The following is a 16,707-nucleotide window of genomic DNA, read 5'->3' as shown; positions in this document are numbered from 1 at the left end:
ATCAACGGCGTCCGATTGTCCCACTTGGAAGTAGAACGAGAGGTTTAGCTCTGTGTCAGTCGAAACCCTTGAACGGAGTTCAACGGTACGGAAGCCTGCGCCCCGCTACCGGGTTCTTCTCCACAATGATGATTACAACTCCATGGAGTATGTCGTGCAGACCCTCATGCAGACCGTGGCCAGTTTAACCCAGCCGCAAGCGGTCGATATCATGATGGAGGCCCATACCAACGGCTTGGCCTTGGTGATTACCTGTGCCCAAGAACATGCAGAGTTTTATTGTGAAACGCTGAAAAATCATGGATTGATCAGCACCATGGAACCCGACGAATAGCTTGAATACCTGCTGTTTTTTGAGGATAGGGTTCTGTTGAAGGGTACCCCTACGCTCACGCGCCATCAGTCTGCCCCCCGTCGCCTGATCACATTTTTGATCTGGCTGGCGATCGCTTGGCTGCCCTTTGCCGCCTTAGGGTATTGGGTGATTCCCGATGCCAACACCCGCACCATTGTGGTGATGGTGATTTTAGGCGTTGAGTTTGTGACCCTGGTACGTCTCTGGGGTTGGTCGGTGCATGGCTATCCACGCCCCTTGCAGCACTATGGTTTGAGTGGTTCGGTCAGCAATCGCCTGCAGTTGCTGGCGGGCTTGCTGGTGGGTCTGCTAAGTCTGATGGCACTCTATGGTCTAGCAAGCCTGCTGGGCTGGGTGACGTGGCGATCGCCCTCTTGGTCGTTGCTGCCCATCGCCCTAGAGGGGTTGCTGGTCGGTGTGGGGGTCGGCGTGGGGGAAGAACTGGTGTTTCGAGGCTGGCTATTGGATGAGCTAGAGCGAGACTATCGCCCCGCCGTCGCCCTGTGGAGCAGTAGCCTGATCTTCGCCATATTGCATTACCTGAAGCCGCCTACCGAGATCCTGCGCACCCTCCCCGGCTTCCCCGGCTTGGTGCTGCTGGGGTTGACGCTCGTGTGGGCCAAGCGATCCACCGCTACTTGGCGAGGGCTCACCCGACGCGGCCAGTTGGGGCTGCCCATTGGTCTCCATGCGGGATTGGTGTGGGGATCCTATGTGCTGCATGTGGGCGAATGGATTGACTATGGCGATCGCGTTCCCGAGTGGGTCACGGGTATTGATCAAAACCCCTTGGCGGGGCTGATGGGGATTGGCTGTTTGGGTCTGATCGCCGCTGTCATGGGATGGCGATCGCGTCATTGATGGGAGTGCTAGAATCTGGGGGCAGATGAGCCAGGCAGCAGCTTGGTCTGGTCATCGAGATATTGATGTATTGCTCAGCGACCTATATAACGTCAATTCATGGTGAAGCCACTCCAAGAAACACCAGGTAAAATCGCCCTAGCCCTTGGAGCAGGAGCGATCATCCTAGCGTTGGGCGGCGCAATTACCGCATTTCGCTATCCAGGGCTGCTCAACCGGCTGCCCATCGTCGGCCAATCTAACGAGATCTCAGACGATCTGTTTGCCGACCAAAACCTTGATGCCAACCGCGAGTCGGCGGTGCTGGCTCTGGTATCCCTACCCACCGAGGCCCGCCAGGCTGATCTAGAAGCGATCGCCAACCAACCCGAAGCTTCCCTAGAACGAAGCCGAGCCCGCTATCTCCTGGCCACCGACCTGCTCAACCAACGGCAACCCCAAGAGGCCCTCCGGTGGCTCCAAGGCCTGGAGGCAGAGTATACGCCCTTTGCGCCCTATGTGCTGTACCAAAGGGCCCTAGCCCACGAAGCGTTAGATCAGCGAGCCGAAGCGTTGGAAACCTGGCAGCAGTTGGCCAATGATTATCCCGACGATCCGGTCTCCGTAGAAGCGCTCTATGCCATCGGCACCACCAGCAGCGATACCCAATATTGGGATCGGGCGATCGCCGACTTTCCCTCCCATCCCCGCACCCTCGATATTGCCCAAGCTCGGCTCACCAGCAATCCTGGTCAGGTGGATCTGCTGATGATTTTGGCCCGCTACGGCCTGCACCTGCTCAACAGCGGCGCGGTGCTCAATGAGTTAGTTGAAGACCATGGTACAGCGTTGACGCCAGAAGACTGGGAAGCCATCGGCTTTGGCTATTGGGAAAAACAAATTTATGGTCAGGCTGGCCTTGCCTATGCCCGCGCCACCGCCACCCCTCGCAACCTTTATCGAGCGGGACGGGGCGCGCAGTTGGGCGATCGCACCCAGGATGCCATTCAGGCCTATCAGCGACTGTATGACACCTTCCCCGATGAACCCGATACAGCCCAAGGCTTGATTCACCTAGCATCGCTGACATCATCACCCCGACAAGCGATCGCCTATCTGGATATCGTGCGGGAAACCTTCCCTGATCGCGCCGCTGATGCCCTTGTAGAGCGCGCCAATCGCCTCGACGAGCTGCAAAGCGCCGAGTCTGCCCAGCAGGCCCGCCAATCGGTGCTCACCCAGCACAGCTCATCAGAAGCAGCGGCCACCCTGCGTTGGCAACAGGTGCAGCGAACCCTCCAGGCAAATGATCGCGAGACAGCCCAGGCCTGGGCTAAACAACTGCTGGAGGAAAACCCCAACAGTGAGTATGCCGCCGAATCAGCCTTCTGGATCGGCCGCCTCAGTCAAGAATCTGGCAATAGCCAAGCGGCCCAAGCCGCCTACGAGACCATTCTCAGAAACTATCCCGACTCCTACTATGCCTGGCGGGCCGCGATCGCCCTCGGGTGGGATGTGGGCGACTTCACCAGCACCCGGCAGAAAATGGTGCCCATTCAAATTCCGCCCCGCCACCAAACGCCCCTGGATGGCTCCGAGGTCTTGCAGGAACTCTACTGGCTGGGGCAGGATGAGGACGCCTGGGCTCGCTGGCAAGTGGAATATCGCGATCGCATGGAGCCGACGGTGGCCCAACAGTTTACCGATGGCGTCATGCGCTTGGGGGTGGGCGACAACCTAGAAGGCATCTTCATGGTGGAAAGCTTGGCCTGGCGCGAGGATCCAGAAGAGCAGCAGCAATACCGAGCCCTGCGCCAACAGTCTGCCTATTGGCAAGCCCGCTATCCGTTTCTATACGATGATCTGATTCAGGAATGGTCGAGCGATCGCCAGTTGAATCCTCTCCTTGTAGTCTCGCTGATTCGCCAAGAATCCCGCTTTGAATCCAAGATTGAATCAGTCGCTGGGGCCCTGGGTCTGATGCAGGTGCTGCCGGAAACAGCCGATTGGATCGCCACCCAGTCCGACGACATCGGCGAGTTCACCATGACCGACCCCAATGACAATATCAAATTGGGCACCTGGTATTTGGACTATACCCATCGAGAATATGGCAACAATTCTCTATTAGCGATCGCCAGCTACAACGCCGGGCCGGGCAGCGTGGCCGACTGGCTCGATCGCTTTGGCTTCAGTGACCCCGATCTGTTTGTGGAGCAAATTCCCTTCCCAGAAACCAAGGGCTATGTCGAATCTGTTTTTGGCAACTATTGGAACTACCTGCGGGTTTATAATCCTGACTTGGCGCGTCGCTTAGCGAGCTATTCCGACGAACAAGCCGCCATGCTCGATCCTTAGTCCACAGCCCCAACCAACCTAACGTGCAGCCCAAAGGTGCGTAGGAGAACGTCATGAATGGTGCAAGATGTCGTTCGATCTCGCTCAATGCTCAACCCTGATGAGACGAGGGTTGAGCGTCGTCGAAATCCGGTCAGCTCCATTCATAGAGTCCGCCTCCTAAAGCCATAGGTCACGATCTAGATTACAGATGCATACCGTTGAATGGTAAATCCTTGCCGATCGCTTCATCTTTTATTGGTCTCCACGCCGGTTGGGCCACTGGGCTCCGGGCTGGGCGGTGGCGTCGAACTCACCCTACAGAATATCGCCCAGGCCCTCACCCAGCGCGGCCATCAGATCACCATCCTGGCTCCCACGGGCTCTAGCCTGGGAGACTTCGAGGTCATACCGGTTGCGGGCAAGCTGCAGCCCCTGGCCCAAAACCAGGAACGGGATGCAGCCATTACCCTACCCGCCAAGTCCGTGCTCGGTGCCATGTGGCAGCAAGCCAAGCTCTTGGCACCTCAGTATGATGTGCTGGTGAATTTTGCCTACGATTGGCTGCCCTTTTACCTCACCCCCTGGTTTGATCGCCCCATTGCCCACTTGGTGAGCATGGCCTCCCTCACCGACGCCATGGATGACGCGATCGCCCAGGTCGTGGCCCACTATCCCCACACCGTTGCCGTCCATAGCTTGGCCCAGGCAGAAACCTTTAGCTTTGGCGATCGCTGCCGCTGTTTGGGCAATGGCCTCGATTTATCCCACTATCGCTTTGTGGCAGAACCGGACACTTACCTAGGCTGGGTCGGACGCATTGCTCCCGAGAAGGGTATTGAAGATGCGATCGCTGCTGCGGATCAGAGCCATCTCTCCCTGAAGGTCTGGGGAGCCATGCCCGATCCTGACTATTGGCAGCAGGTCTGTCGCACCTATCCCAATGCTGATGTTAGTTACCAGGGATTTTTATCTACAGCCGAGTTACAGGCCCAACTGGGGCAATGTCGAGGTCTATTGGTGACGCCGCGCTGGGTGGAAGCCTTTGGCAATGTGGTGATCGAAGCGCTGGCCTGTGGCGTGCCGGTGATTGCCTATCGGCGGGGTGGCCCAGCAGAAATTGTTAGCCATGGGCAAACGGGATGGGTAGTGGAACCAGATTCCGTAGAGGCTTTAGTGGAAGCGATCGCCCGTCTGCCGGAGTTGGATCGCCACCGCTGCCGTCAGGCTGCTGAAGAGCATTATTCCCTCGCGGCCCTAGGCGCACGGGTGGAAGACTGGCTGCAAACTATTCTTGAAGGATAACGACGGCGGATCGTCACCATCCTCTGCCAGCGCCACTATCATCCACCGTTACCATCATCCAGCGTTAAAGCATCGAGTCGAATCCAGATGAAACCCTGCACCCCGCCACCGCCGCTGCAACCAGGCGATAAGCTCTGTGTCGTATCTCCCAGCGGAGCCCTACGAGAAACCGCTGCCTTCCATGCCGGACTTGACCTCTGGCGATCCCAAGGCTATCGCGTGGAGCCGGTACCAGGCTACGATGCTCGCTGGGGCTACCTGGCCGGCACCGATGCCCAACGGCGACAACAGCTATGGCAGGCCCTCGATGATCCAGACTGCCGAGGGATTCTCTGTGCGCGGGGTGGCTATGGGGGAGCGCGGCTGTTGGAGGCCTGGCAATGGCCCAGCCAGCTAACGCCCAAATGGTTGATTGGCTTTTCCGACATCACCGCCCTGCTCTGGAGCCTGGCCCAGCAGCAGATTTCTGGCGTCCATGGGCCATTGTTGACCACCCTAGGATCGGAGCCGGCTTGGTCAGTCGATCGCCTCTTCGACTGGGTACGGGGAGGTAGCCTACGGCCTATTCACGGACAAGGCTGGGGCGGTGGAACGGCTCAGGGATTATTGCTGCCCGCCAACCTCACCGTGGCCACCCACCTGCTGGGAACCGCCGTGCAACTCGATCTATCCGGCGTCATCCTAGCGCTGGAGGACGTATCAGAAGCGCCCTACCGCATCGATCGCATGTTGACCCAGTGGCGGATGATGGGTTTGCTATCCCAGGTCAAGGGCATTGCCCTAGGTCGCTTCAGCCAATGTGATCCCCCGCCAGCCATCCCTAGCTTCACCGTTGCTGAAGTGCTACGCGATCGCCTCGGTGACCTAGGCATTCCCATCGTTTCCGACCTGCCCTTTGGCCACGATGGCGAGAATGCGGCCCTGCCCGTGGGGCTCCCCTGTCATCTGGATGGCGATCGCGGCCGGTTAGACATGCTTAGCGACCGAAGCTAATCGTCGGCAGATGTCGTGATCAGTTGATCCAATTCACCACTGTCTCGCCAGCGCCGCAGGGCAATCATGGCCGCCGTGGCCACATTGGTATGGGTATCTCGCTCCAGATATTGCAACGCCGAGACACTCTTGGGCGTCGGCAGATTCCCCAGCGCTTCCGCCAACCGTTGACGCACCAGCCAGTCTTCCGACTGCACAAAGTCCAGCAGCCGATCCACCGCGCTCAGATCGCGAATCTCACCCAGGGCAGCGATCGCCGCCTGTTGTAAGACAATTTCGTGGCTCGACAGCGCCTGCATCAAAACGTCATGGGCCCGAGGATCCTTGAGATTCCCTAAGGACACCGCCGTACTAAACCGCACTAGCCAATCAGTGTCTTCATAAAAGGTGCGCATCAGCGGTTCAAACGCTCGGGGATCTTCCAGATAGCCCAGGGCCCCCGCCGCCGCTGCCCGAATGCTGTAGTCGGGATCAGTTTCCAACATTCGCACCAAAATGGGGAAACATTCATCGGTTTGCTTAATGCCCAAAGCAAACACGGCCATGGAACGAATTTGTAAATTTTGATCGGCTAATACTTTTTTGATCAAAGGTACCGCCAACTCCGCATCCACCGTCCGCAAGTTGGCCAAGGCCACCATGCGATCGCGGGCATTATCACTATCTAAATGCTCAGAAATTTGCTCTAGGCTAAGCTGACTCATAAATATCCACCAATTGTTACAAATCTACACATAGTTATGGTGATCATTGTAACCATTTTTTCTTGTCCTCGCCGAGAGCGATCGCCCTTGGGTATCAGGGCATTCCCTTTAACGTGCGTTCGATAACGGTAGGACTCCAGAAACTCCTGCCATCTGACCAAATACCGTTCGATCTGGGCCTGGCTGAGCCCATCTCCCATCCTTCGACCAGCTCAGGATGAACGCAGAGGTTGATGATCGCCGTTGAACTCCCATCTTCCCTAGGGTGAGTAGGGCTCTAAGATGTAGATATATGAAGCAAGGAGCATCATGCAGACCCTAACACTTGGTTCCACCCCGATCACCGTGCCGGCTCTAGGCATTGGTACCTGGGCCTGGGGCGATCGCTTTTTTTGGTCCTACGGCAACGACTACGACGACGGTCAGCTACGAGACGCCTTCAAGGCGGCCGTGCAGGCGGGCATCAATTTTTTTGACACCGCTGAAATCTATGGCTTTGGTGAATCGGAACGGCTACTGGGGCAATTTCTCCAAGAGATCGACCAGCCAGTTTATATTGCCACCAAATACTTTCCCCTGCCCTGGCGCTTCAATGCAGGCTTTGTCGCCGATGCCCTCACCGCCAGCCTCAAGCGTTTGCAGTTGCCCACGGTGGATCTCTATCAAGTTCACTGGCCCTTCGACTTTTTCATGGGACAACCCACGCTCATGGATGCCCTAGCGGATGAGGTGCAGCAGGGACGCGTTAAGGCCGTAGGCGTGAGCAACTATTCTGCCGAGCAACTGAAGCAGGCCCAGGAACTATTGGCCAAACGGGACGTGCCCCTAGCTGTGAACCAGGTGCAGTATTCCCTCCTGGCTCGACAAATTGAGCAGAATGGCGTCATGTCCACAGCTCGGGATCTCGGGATCACTATCCTGGCCTACAGTCCCCTAGCCCAGGGGCTGCTCACCGGCAAGTACGCCACGGATACCGACACCAAACCCCTAGGCGCACGTCGCATCGATCCGCGCTTTAGCCCCAAGGGTTTAGCCAAACTCGATCCGGTCGTGGCTGCGTTGAGAGACATTGCCCAAAGCAACGATCGCACCCCGGCCCAAGTCGCCCTCAATTGGCTCGTCGCCCAGGGGAATGTGGTGCCGATTCCCGGAGCCAAAAATGCTCAGCAGGCCCAGCAAAATGCCGGAGCCCTGGGTTGGCAGCTCAACGAAAGCGATCGCCAACGTCTAGCCGAAGTGACTCAGGATTGGGCATGATCCCCAGGATCTACAGCTCTCTCACCCTGTTTCCAACGATCGATCGATCTCACTTGATTCACAGAGGGGCGATCGCCCCAGGAGGCCATTCATGAAATTCTTCACAGACTGGGGCTTCACAGCAGAGAGCTGGCGAGGAAGGCGGGGTGAATATTGGGTGCTGATGCAGGGGCTGCTGATGGTGGGCTTTGTTCTCGTGCCTGTCTATGGGCCAACCCTTCCCCCCGCCCTAAGTGTTGGCCTCAAAGCGATCGCCCTCGGGCTTGCTCTGTTCGCCTTGGTACTCTTGGGAAAAGGGCTCGTGGACTTGGGGCAAAGCCTCACCCCCCTGCCCTATCCCCGCGAGGATGGTCAACTGATTCAAACCGGCATGTATGGCATCGTGCGCCATTGCTTGTATAGCGGCATTGTGCTGCTGGCGATCGCCTTTACCCTGTGGCAGGGTAGCTTGTCCCATCTAGCGGCCACCCTCGTGCTCTTCTTCTTTTTTGACCTCAAGGCTCGCAAGGAAGAAGCCTGGTTGACTGACAAATATCCTGACTACCCGGCCTATCAACAGCGGGTTAAAAAACTGCTGCCTTGGATCTACTAACCTCAACTCGTCTTTTGGTACTAGTCTTTTAGGCAGATCTAGATTCAGGCTGAATCACAGATGATAGAAGGAACGTCACCTTATCCCCACGGTCAAACCACCCTGCATCTCAAACTCAGAAATCCAAACTAGGATGACGATAAGATGACGCCTCATTTCATACTCATGCTTCAGGTATAACCCTATGGGACAGTCTGTAATTCAGGTTGATGCATTTACCGATACCCCTTTTCAAGGCAATCCAGCGGCAGTCTGCATTTTGTCTGCACCTCAAGACGATCAGTGGATGCAGGGGATTGCCAAGGAAATGAACCTCTCAGAAACAGCGTTTCTGATCCCCCAAGACAGCGGCTTCCATTTGCGCTGGTTCACGCCCACCATGGAAGTACCGCTCTGTGGTCATGCCACCCTAGCCAGTGCCCATGTCCTTTGGTCGGAGGGATATCTCGATCCATCCTTATCGGCGGAGTTTTACACCCAAAGCGGCACCTTGACCGCCCGTAAGCTAGACAACTGGATTGAACTCAACTTTCCAGCCAATCCATTAAAACCCCTGATCCGTATTCCAGCCGGTTTAGAAGACGCTCTGGGGGCCGCCGTCCATACGGTCATGAAAAATACCTCGGGAGGCTATCTCGTGGAGGTTGCCTCAGAGGCGGCGGTGCGTCAGCTCCACCCAAGCGCCAGCCATCTGCTGCAGGCCAGCATTTCCGACGTGATTGTCACCAGCCAAGCCGATCCCGACTCCGGCTTTGATATTGTCTCTCGCTACTTTGCGCCAGGGTTGGGCATTGATGAAGATCCGGTCACCGGTTCGGCCCACTGCTGCCTAGCCCCCTACTGGCGCGATCGCCTCCAAAAAGACACCCTCTTGGCCTATCAAGCTTCAGCGCGCGGGGGCATCGTCAAAGTTCACTACGACGGCGGTGATCGCGTGCAGTTGCTAGGTCAGGCCGTCACCGTCCTGCGCGGCGAGTGGTCTATTTAGAGCACCTAAAGTTACGTGAGCTGTTTAGAGCGACTGAAGCTGGACAGGCGAGAGCATCGACTCAGCCGGCTCTAGAGCCTGGATCGTCAGGTCATAGCTCATGTCTACCTGAGCCTGAAAACCAGGTTGGAGAGCGCCTGCCACGGGTGCAGCTTCCTGGGGAAAAGGGGCGGCTGCTAAGGCAATGTAGCGATCGCCCACGGCCAGCCCATAGGTTGGATCATAGCCCCGCCAGCCCGCTCCCGGTAAATACACCTCCGCCCAAGCGTGCAGATGGGCATCGGGATTCTCGGGATCGCCTTCGTGATAGCCACTGACAAACCGCGCCGCCAACCCCACCGACCGACAAACCGCCATAAATAGCACCGTCAGATCTCGGCAAGAGCCCAGCTTTTTCTGCCAGGTGACGCTAGGAGGATAGGGATCCCCCGTTTCCCGCAGAATATAGCTGCTGTGGTGATAGATACGCTGATTCAGCTCGGTCAAAAAGTTGATGGTATTGCCTTGGGTCATCTCCCACATGGACTGGCCTAGCTCCGTTGCCATGGGATCGAGGATGCCGGGTGTGGGAATGAAATGCCCGACCCAGTAGGGCTGAAGCTGGCTAGACAAGCGGCTGGGATAGTTAATGGGCAAGGATGCTGCCCAGGGTTCGAGAATGAAGTTGAAGGGATTATCGCGATAGGTTTCCACCACCGATAGGGTCTGTAGCTCTAAGCGATGGATAGGCTGATCTGAAAACCAAGCCTTGAGGCTGGAATGTCCATCGAGGTCACTATTGTCAGAAAGACCGATGGGGCGAGGCGTGATTTCCAGGGAAAACTGGGTGAGACTTTGGGCCGCATCCGTGCGGGGGCGTAGTCGAACCACATGGGCATCGAGCCGCACGGGGCGATCGTAGGTGTAGGTGGTGAGATGGGTAATTTTGTATCGCACGGAGATGGCTCAGATAGGGCTTCGGGGCAAACAGCAGCGCTAGAGCGGTGGATGGTGCAGCCCTTGCAGGGGCTTTTGGCGCTCAACATCGGTCAATCCCTTACTTTGGATCAAAACACCAAAGTTGCCCAGCCCCATAGGATTCATCAAGGCATGGAGGGACTCGCGACGCTGAAATAGGGTCTGCACGTCAGGCACGGTGGCTGGATTTGAGAGGAGGGCAAGGCGATCGCCCAATCCCAGGGCCATCAATAGTAAACCTTGCTGCGTGAATCCCAATGTTTCCAGACCAACCGTTGCACCATGGCGCTCTAGATCCGTAAAGTTAACATGGGCGGTGAGATCCTGCTGTCCAATATAGCGATAGGGATCGGAATGGTGGGCGTGGTGGTAGTAGCATTGCAAGGTGCCGCCGCTGCGGGTGGGAGCATAGTAGCGCTGGGCGGTGTAGCCATAGTCAATCGTCAGCAAATAGCCGCGCTGTAAACGTTGAGCCACGGTATGCAGCCAATCTTGGGCGGCTAGGTTCACCTCGGTGCGATACCCATCAGGATAGGGTGGGTGGGTGATGTCGATCCCCAAGGTCTCGAAGTAGGTACGGAGGCGATCGCTGGATAGGTCACCGAGCTGTTCCACAAACTGGGGCAGGTCATCGGTCGATGAACCCAAGGCCACGTAGACTTCCCGTAGCTGCTGCTGCTGGGTTTCCACCAGATGTACCGGAAAGGCATCGACCAGTTCATTGGACAAACAGCAGCCGACGAGAGACTGGGGAGGAATCTCATCCCAGGTATACCAGCGCACGGTACCGGAGGAGGCGATCGCCCCTAGCCGCTGCCGCTGTTCGGCAATCAGCGCCGGCGATTTTTCCACAATTCCATACTCCAATACCTGGAAGCAATCTGGATGGTGATCGGCCAGATACCGTAAAACATCATGGGCCAGTAAACCCTGACCCGCACCCATTTCTACAAGGTGAAACGGCTGAGGGCGATCGAGATGGTGCCACAGTTGCACCACCTGCACCGCCAAGAGTTCGCCAAAATCACGACCCATGTGGGGAGAGGTGACAAAATCGCCCTGGGCACCAATTTTTTCGGCATAACGGCTGTAGTAGCCATGCTGGGGATGGTAGAGTACCCAGTCCATATAGTCAGCAAAGGTGATCCGCTGCTGAGGACTCGCCAGAATATGGTCTGCAAGCAGTTGCACCAAGTGGGGATTGGAGGAGAGATAGGGTTGGGGTGAAGCAGACATAGTGCTGAACAGGCAGGTGTAAAACGACAGCCATCTCAGGAAACAGCCAGGGCCCAAAAAAGCAGGTCAAGACGACCTGCTCATCCGATCACAGTCGTACAACTGTGTCTTGCCATAACCTAGCGATCCCTAGCGATCGACCGATCCCATGATCACGTCGATGCTGCCCAGGATGGCCATAATATCTGCCACCTTCACGCCCTTGAGCAGATGGGGCAAGATTTGTAGGTTATTGAAGTCCGCCGCCCGGATCTTCCAGCGCCAGGGAAAGACATTGTCCTCTCCGATGATATAGATCCCCAGCTCGCCCTTGCCGCTTTCCATGCGAACGTAATGTTCCCCGGCAGGAATCTTGAAGGTGGGGGGAATTTTCTTACCAATAAATTGATAGTCAAATCCGTTCCATTCAGACTTAGGACCTTCAGCAATCCGCTTGGCTTCTAGGTTTTCATAAGGGCCACCCGGCAAACCCTTAAGAGCTTGGCGAATGATCTTCACGGATTCTCGCATTTCCCGCACGCGGATGATGTAGCGGGCAAAGCAGTCTCCAGCGGTTTCCCACTGCACGTCCCAATCAAAATCGTCGTAGCATTCGTAGTGATCTACCTTACGCAGATCCCACTTCACGCCCGATCCGCGCAGCATCGGCCCGGATAGACCCCAAGCGATCGCTTCATCCCGCGTGATCGTACCAATACCTTCAATCCGGCGACGGAAAATCGGGTTGTTGGTAATCAAACGTTCGTACTCGTCTACCTTGGGCAGGAAGTAGTCACAAAAGTCTTCACACTTATCAACCCAGCCGTAGGGCAAGTCTGCCGCTACGCCACCAATACGGAAATAGTTGTTGTTAATCAACCGCATTCCGGTAGCAGCTTCCCACAGGTCGTAGATCATCTCCCGCTCACGGAAGATATAGAAAAAGGGCGTCTGAGCACCCACGTCGGCTAGAAATGGGCCAAGCCAGAGCAGGTGGTTAGCAATCCGGTTCAGCTCCAGCATGATCACCCGGATGTAGCTGGCTCGTTTAGGTACTTCAATATCGGCCAAGCGCTCCGGCGCATTCACCGTAATGGCTTCATTGAACATCCCCGCCGCGTAGTCCCAACGACTGACGTAGGGCACAAACATGACGTTGGTGCGGTTTTCCGCGATTTTTTCCATGCCTCGGTGCAGGTACCCAATCACGGGTTCGCAGTCCACCACGTCTTCACCGTCCAGGGTGACAATGAGGCGCAACACCCCGTGCATAGACGGATGGTGGGGCCCCATGTTGATCACCATGGGTTCGGTTTTTGTTTCGATCATTGCCATGTGCAAGCAATCTCCTGATTACAACGCTGCAAACGAGTTTGCCAATTTGCCTTATGCGGTTTGCCGTTGTGGACTATGGGGCAACCGATATCCTTCTCGAACGCAACCCCTAGGATAGCGGCTTTCCTCATCAACCCCGGCACAATCATGCAGGACTATATCGCCACCGTCCCCTCACGATGAGGCCTTGCCGCGTAGGTCGTATAGCTTTGAGTTTTGTTGCGCTGCTTCTATTATATTTGCAGAAGGGTGGCTTACTGGGCGACTTTGGGGCGATCGCTTAAGAATTTCTGAATACAGCAATTAGCCGAAAGCTTTGAAATGTTGACTCTAGCTTCATCGAGAACTTACCGTATCTTCACGGAGACATAGCGGAAAATGTACGACTCGCCAGAATAGTGCAGCAGTACAGTCTAAATGTCTGAATGAGGGAACGAGTCATGTTGCAAGGATCCATCCAGTCTCCAGCCCCCAATCTGCCAGCGCCTGCGCCCATCCTGACGCTACAACCAGGTATGGTGTGCTTGGTCTATCCTGATGGGCAGATTGTAGTATCCGTTAATACCGAGCCGGAGCATACACCGGAGTAGTTTGCGATACAAGACAAGAAAAGTATTCGCCTGTTACGACAAATTACGCACTTCGGAAGGGATAACTTCCGAGATCTGGCCGAAGAACTTCATCGATTCTGAAACGATAATAGACGTAATGAAGCTTGAGATCTTTGGGGGCTACAGATCTCACAGAAGAACCCGGTGATTTCGCCGGGTTTTTTATTGGGACAAAATAGCCAAATGGTCTCTGCTCCGCTAGAGTAGCGATCGCAGCACGTTGAAGGGCAGGGACGCCAACGAACATGGACGCGATGAATGACCTAGGAGCTGAAACTCCTGATTTTGTGCATATTCCCGTGTTAAGCCGAGAACTGATCGAGGGGATCGGCGTGCAGGCAGGCGGGCATTATTTAGATGCGACGGTGGGCGGCGGTGGTCATAGTCAACTCATCCTTGCGGTACCCGAAACCCGAGTGACCGGCATTGATCAAGACGCCCAAGCGATCGCGGCTGCCCAGGAACGATTAGCCGAGTATGGCGATCGCTTTCAGACGTGGCATGGCAACTTTGCTCAGTTTGATCCTGGAACCCTGCAGTTTGATGGCATTATTGCCGACCTTGGGGTGAGCTCCGCCCAGTTTGATATTCCTGAGCGCGGCTTTAGCTTTCGCCATGAAGCCCCCTTGGATATGCGCATGGATCAACGGCAGTCCCTAACGGCGGCCGAGGTTATCAACACATGGGATGAAAAGCCGCTGGCCAATGCCATCTATCTCTATGGAGAAGAACGGCGATCGCGCCAAATTGCCCGCCGAATTGTCGAGCGCCGCCCCTTTGAAACCACCACAGCACTAGCCGAAGCGATCGCCTACTCCGTCCCCAAAGCCTATCGCTACGGTCGCATCCATCCTGCCACCCGCACCTTTCAGGCCCTGCGGATTGTGGTGAACCGAGAACTGGAGTCCTTGGAGACCTTGCTGGCGATCGCTCCCCACTGGCTCAAACCCGGCGGTCGCATCGGCATCATCAGCTTCCACAGCCTAGAAGATCGGCTGGTGAAACATACCCTGCGCAACACCGAGAGCCTGAAAGTGCTCACCAAAAAACCGATCATTCCCCAGGAAGATGAAGTGGACGTGAACGTGCGATCGCGGTCTGCCAAGCTGCGTCTTGCCCAAAAGCAATTGACCACGTAAGTTCGATCGAGATCATCCGTCTCTGCGCTCACCCTGAGCTAGGCGAAGGATCAGGGATGGGCTTCGACCAGCTCAGCCCGAGCGGTATTGGTCAAAGCCCACGGGGAGTTACTGGATCCATCACGTCGCCCAGCTCACGAGGGACTACTTCTTCTTAGAAGAACGGCTAGCCGCCTTACCATTTTCCGCCACCCCAACTTCCTCGGGCAATTCTGGCTGATCCGAGTCTTCCACTACGGCAACAACCGGCTCCGTAGACGGCTTTTTGTCTGCTTGATTAATTTCTAGGTGCTGACGCAGTTGCAGATCCAAGCTCTTGGCGAAGTCGGGATTGTCTTCCAAATACTTGATCGCATTGTCTCGGCCTTGGCTGATATTGTCGCCGTTGTAGCTATACCAAGCACCGCGCCGCGTCAGGATATTGTTCTCCTCCGCTAGATCCACCAAGCAGCCTAGGGCCGAAATTCCCTGACCGAAAATAATGTCAAACTCCGCAATTCGGAAAGGCGGAGCCACTTTATTCTTAGCAATCTTCACCTTGGCACGGATGCCATACTCTTCGGTGCCCTTCTTCAAGGTTTGGATGCGGCGAATATCCATGCGCACGGAAGCGTAAAACTTCAGCGCGTTCCCCCCTGTGGTCACCTCAGGATTACCGTAGGAGATACCAATTTTTTGGCGCAACTGGTTGAGAAAAATTACCGTGCAGCCCGTCTTACCAATACTGCCCGTAATTTTACGCAGCGCCTGACTCATCAACCGAGCCTGGAGACCCACATGGGTATCTCCCATTTCCCCTTCAATTTCAGCCCGGGGCACTAGAGCAGCCACGGAATCCACCACCACTAGATCAACCGCATTGGAGCGCACAAGCTGATCGACAATTTCTAGTCCAGCTTCCCCGGTATCGGGTTGGGCAACGAGAAGGTTATCAATATCGACGCCTAAATTTGAGGCATAGATGGGATCCAGGGCGTGCTCTGCATCCACAAAGGCAGCAATGCCGCCCTGTTTTTGCACTTCAGCCAACACATGCAGCGCTACCGTCGTCTTACCGGAGCTTTCTGGGCCATAAATCTCAACGACCCGCCCCTTGGGAATACCGCCTCCTAGGGCTAAGTCTAGGGTTAACGCTCCACTGGGAATGGTTTCCACCTTCATCCGGGCAGCATCACCCAACCGCATGATCGCGCCCTTACCAAAGCTGCGCTCGATTTGGGTTAGCGTAATGTTCAAAGCTTTGAGTCTTTCGGAGCTTTCGTCAGGAGTTTTGGCCATGAGCGCCTCGTTTCGGGTTGCTTTACTTCAGAAGAATACTAGAAAATTTTTTTGATGCAGAGAGACAATCTATTCTCCTCCATCCAAGACTCAGCACCAAGCCTAGGGCGATCGCTGAGCACTATTTGCCGATCGGTGTAGCCCATAGCGTAGGGTGTTCGCGAGAGCAGACAACACTGTAAATTTAACTAACTTTTTAGAGAACGACGCTTAGAAAGATGACGTGGTCGAGATGAATGCCGGAATATCCAGAGCATCCTCTACCCAGCCGCTGGCTTCCTTGTGTCCGCCATAATCTAGGACGACTCTCCCATCGACGGAACCCTAAGCTAGTCAGCGAAGGAATATTATTAAATACAATTGTACTATATTTATCCCTAGAGCGCCACCCCTAGTTACGTGCAACATCTTTTTGCGAAGCCTGGGCTGAGCCACGGGAAACCCAGCACCAGCTTAGATTTGCTTAGCTGAGGCTGACGCTAAACCAGCCTGCGAGAGCATCAGGACTGGGTTGGCTGACAAATTGGTTCCCCTCATCTCCCAGCCCCTCGTCCCACAAGGGGAGAAGAGGAGCAAGAAGGTTTCAGGTGCGTTTAAAGCCCCTCTACCGCCCAGAGGGGTTTGGGGTGAGGGTCTTCAAGGTTTGTCAAGCAACCAGGCATCAGGACTGCAGGAGTTTCATCCATCAGACGCTACCCTTCCGCTGGGAGCATCCCACTTTCGACAAAATAGTCAACAGGCAAGCTGCCCATTGAGGTAGGCACAACGCAAACTCAACATCGCATTGACAGAGGCCGTATT

The 16,707-nt window shown here is 55.7% G+C and carries 15 protein-coding genes; 10 read left to right on the top strand and 5 right to left on the bottom strand.

What is annotated here, in order from left to right; translation table 11 throughout:
• The first annotated feature begins 52 nt into the window (after nt 1-52).
• The 5 genes from clpS (at nt 53) to JUJ53_RS05405 (ending at nt 5,830) form a co-directional block, all read left to right on the top strand.
• Nucleotides 53-334 (top strand): ATP-dependent Clp protease adapter ClpS, encoded by a 282-nt coding sequence (gene clpS, locus JUJ53_RS05425; RefSeq protein ID WP_204150969.1) that lies wholly within the window; start codon nt 53-55, stop codon nt 332-334.
• Between the two features lie 36 nt (nt 335-370).
• On the top strand, nt 371-1,216 hold the full coding sequence (locus JUJ53_RS05420; protein WP_204150968.1) for a CPBP family glutamic-type intramembrane protease: 846 nt from the start codon (nt 371-373) through the stop codon (nt 1,214-1,216).
• A gap of 99 nt (nt 1,217-1,315) precedes the next feature.
• Nucleotides 1,316-3,553: a transglycosylase SLT domain-containing protein gene (locus tag JUJ53_RS05415; RefSeq protein WP_204150967.1), complete on the top strand. Its 2,238-nt coding sequence runs from the start codon at nt 1,316-1,318 to the stop codon at nt 3,551-3,553.
• 204 nt (nt 3,554-3,757) lie between these two features.
• Nucleotides 3,758-4,837: a glycosyltransferase family 4 protein gene (locus JUJ53_RS05410; RefSeq protein WP_204150966.1), complete on the top strand. Its 1,080-nt coding sequence runs from the start codon at nt 3,758-3,760 to the stop codon at nt 4,835-4,837.
• A gap of 87 nt (nt 4,838-4,924) precedes the next feature.
• Nucleotides 4,925-5,830 carry an LD-carboxypeptidase gene (locus JUJ53_RS05405; RefSeq protein WP_204150965.1) on the top strand — a complete coding sequence of 302 codons (906 nt, stop codon included), beginning with the start codon at nt 4,925-4,927 and terminating at the stop codon, nt 5,828-5,830.
• On the opposite strand, the gene JUJ53_RS05400 is transcribed toward JUJ53_RS05405, so the two are convergent.
• Entirely contained in the window at nt 5,827-6,534 is a 708-nt protein-coding gene (locus JUJ53_RS05400; protein ID WP_204150964.1) for a HEAT repeat domain-containing protein, read from the bottom strand. The genes JUJ53_RS05405 and JUJ53_RS05400 overlap by 4 nt on opposite strands.
• A gap of 309 nt (nt 6,535-6,843) precedes the next feature.
• Between JUJ53_RS05400 and JUJ53_RS05395 the strand changes: the two genes are divergently transcribed.
• From JUJ53_RS05395 to JUJ53_RS05385, 3 genes are all read left to right on the top strand, one after another.
• Nucleotides 6,844-7,791: an aldo/keto reductase gene (locus tag JUJ53_RS05395; protein ID WP_204150963.1), complete on the top strand. Its 948-nt coding sequence runs from the start codon at nt 6,844-6,846 to the stop codon at nt 7,789-7,791.
• Nucleotides 7,792-7,882: 91 nt separating this feature from the next.
• Entirely contained in the window at nt 7,883-8,383 is a 501-nt protein-coding gene (locus JUJ53_RS05390; RefSeq protein ID WP_204150962.1) for an isoprenylcysteine carboxylmethyltransferase family protein, read from the top strand.
• A gap of 184 nt (nt 8,384-8,567) precedes the next feature.
• Nucleotides 8,568-9,371: a PhzF family phenazine biosynthesis protein gene (locus JUJ53_RS05385; RefSeq protein ID WP_204150961.1), complete on the top strand. Its 804-nt coding sequence runs from the start codon at nt 8,568-8,570 to the stop codon at nt 9,369-9,371.
• A gap of 24 nt (nt 9,372-9,395) precedes the next feature.
• On the opposite strand, the gene JUJ53_RS25440 is transcribed toward JUJ53_RS05385, so the two are convergent.
• The 3 genes from JUJ53_RS25440 to JUJ53_RS05370 all read right to left on the bottom strand — a co-directional run bounded on the left by JUJ53_RS25440 (nt 9,396) and on the right by JUJ53_RS05370 (nt 12,878).
• A complete protein-coding gene (locus tag JUJ53_RS25440; protein ID WP_204150960.1) occupies nt 9,396-10,307 on the bottom strand; it encodes a transglutaminase family protein in 912 nt (303 codons plus the stop codon).
• 39 nt (nt 10,308-10,346) lie between these two features.
• A complete protein-coding gene (locus tag JUJ53_RS05375; RefSeq protein ID WP_239124805.1) occupies nt 10,347-11,564 on the bottom strand; it encodes a class I SAM-dependent methyltransferase in 1,218 nt (405 codons plus the stop codon).
• Between the two features lie 129 nt (nt 11,565-11,693).
• Nucleotides 11,694-12,878 carry an NAD(P)H-quinone oxidoreductase subunit H gene (locus tag JUJ53_RS05370; RefSeq protein ID WP_204150959.1) on the bottom strand — a complete coding sequence of 395 codons (1,185 nt, stop codon included), beginning with the start codon at nt 12,876-12,878 and terminating at the stop codon, nt 11,694-11,696.
• A gap of 440 nt (nt 12,879-13,318) precedes the next feature.
• On the opposite strand from JUJ53_RS05370, the gene JUJ53_RS05365 reads away from it, so the two are divergent.
• Both JUJ53_RS05365 and rsmH read left to right on the top strand, forming a co-directional pair.
• On the top strand, nt 13,319-13,468 hold the full coding sequence (locus JUJ53_RS05365; RefSeq protein WP_204150958.1) for a hypothetical protein: 150 nt from the start codon (nt 13,319-13,321) through the stop codon (nt 13,466-13,468).
• Between the two features lie 266 nt (nt 13,469-13,734).
• Nucleotides 13,735-14,628 (top strand): 16S rRNA (cytosine(1402)-N(4))-methyltransferase RsmH, encoded by an 894-nt coding sequence (gene rsmH / locus JUJ53_RS05360; RefSeq protein ID WP_239124804.1) that lies wholly within the window; start codon nt 13,735-13,737, stop codon nt 14,626-14,628.
• 144 nt (nt 14,629-14,772) lie between these two features.
• Here rsmH and recA read toward each other — a convergent pair whose 3' ends face one another.
• Nucleotides 14,773-15,906 (bottom strand): recombinase RecA, encoded by a 1,134-nt coding sequence (gene recA / locus JUJ53_RS05355; RefSeq protein WP_204150957.1) that lies wholly within the window; start codon nt 15,904-15,906, stop codon nt 14,773-14,775.
• Nucleotides 15,907-16,707 lie beyond the last annotated feature (801 nt).

The organism is Leptolyngbya sp. CCY15150, assembly GCF_016888135.1.
GTDB lineage: Bacteria > Cyanobacteriota > Cyanobacteriia > RECH01 > RECH01 > RECH01.
Note: the sequence above shows the minus strand (reverse complement) of the source record. Positions and strands in the feature narration are given on the sequence as shown.

Coding starts and splice junctions, on each gene's coding strand:
- JUJ53_RS05415 (WP_204150967.1), top strand. CDS start 1,316: ATGGTGAAGCCACTCCAAGAAACACCAGGTAAAATCGCCCTAGCCCTT.
- JUJ53_RS05410 (WP_204150966.1), top strand. CDS start 3,758: ATGGTAAATCCTTGCCGATCGCTTCATCTTTTATTGGTCTCCACGCCG.
- JUJ53_RS05405 (WP_204150965.1), top strand. CDS start 4,925: ATGAAACCCTGCACCCCGCCACCGCCGCTGCAACCAGGCGATAAGCTC.
- JUJ53_RS05400 (WP_204150964.1), bottom strand. CDS start 6,534: ATGAGTCAGCTTAGCCTAGAGCAAATTTCTGAGCATTTAGATAGTGAT.
- JUJ53_RS05395 (WP_204150963.1), top strand. CDS start 6,844: ATGCAGACCCTAACACTTGGTTCCACCCCGATCACCGTGCCGGCTCTA.
- JUJ53_RS05390 (WP_204150962.1), top strand. CDS start 7,883: ATGAAATTCTTCACAGACTGGGGCTTCACAGCAGAGAGCTGGCGAGGA.
- JUJ53_RS05385 (WP_204150961.1), top strand. CDS start 8,568: ATGGGACAGTCTGTAATTCAGGTTGATGCATTTACCGATACCCCTTTT.
- JUJ53_RS05375 (WP_239124805.1), bottom strand. CDS start 11,564: ATGTCTGCTTCACCCCAACCCTATCTCTCCTCCAATCCCCACTTGGTG.
- JUJ53_RS05370 (WP_204150959.1), bottom strand. CDS start 12,878: ATGGCAATGATCGAAACAAAAACCGAACCCATGGTGATCAACATGGGG.
- JUJ53_RS05365 (WP_204150958.1), top strand. CDS start 13,319: ATGTTGCAAGGATCCATCCAGTCTCCAGCCCCCAATCTGCCAGCGCCT.
- rsmH (WP_239124804.1), top strand. CDS start 13,735: ATGGACGCGATGAATGACCTAGGAGCTGAAACTCCTGATTTTGTGCAT.
- recA (WP_204150957.1), bottom strand. CDS start 15,906: ATGGCCAAAACTCCTGACGAAAGCTCCGAAAGACTCAAAGCTTTGAAC.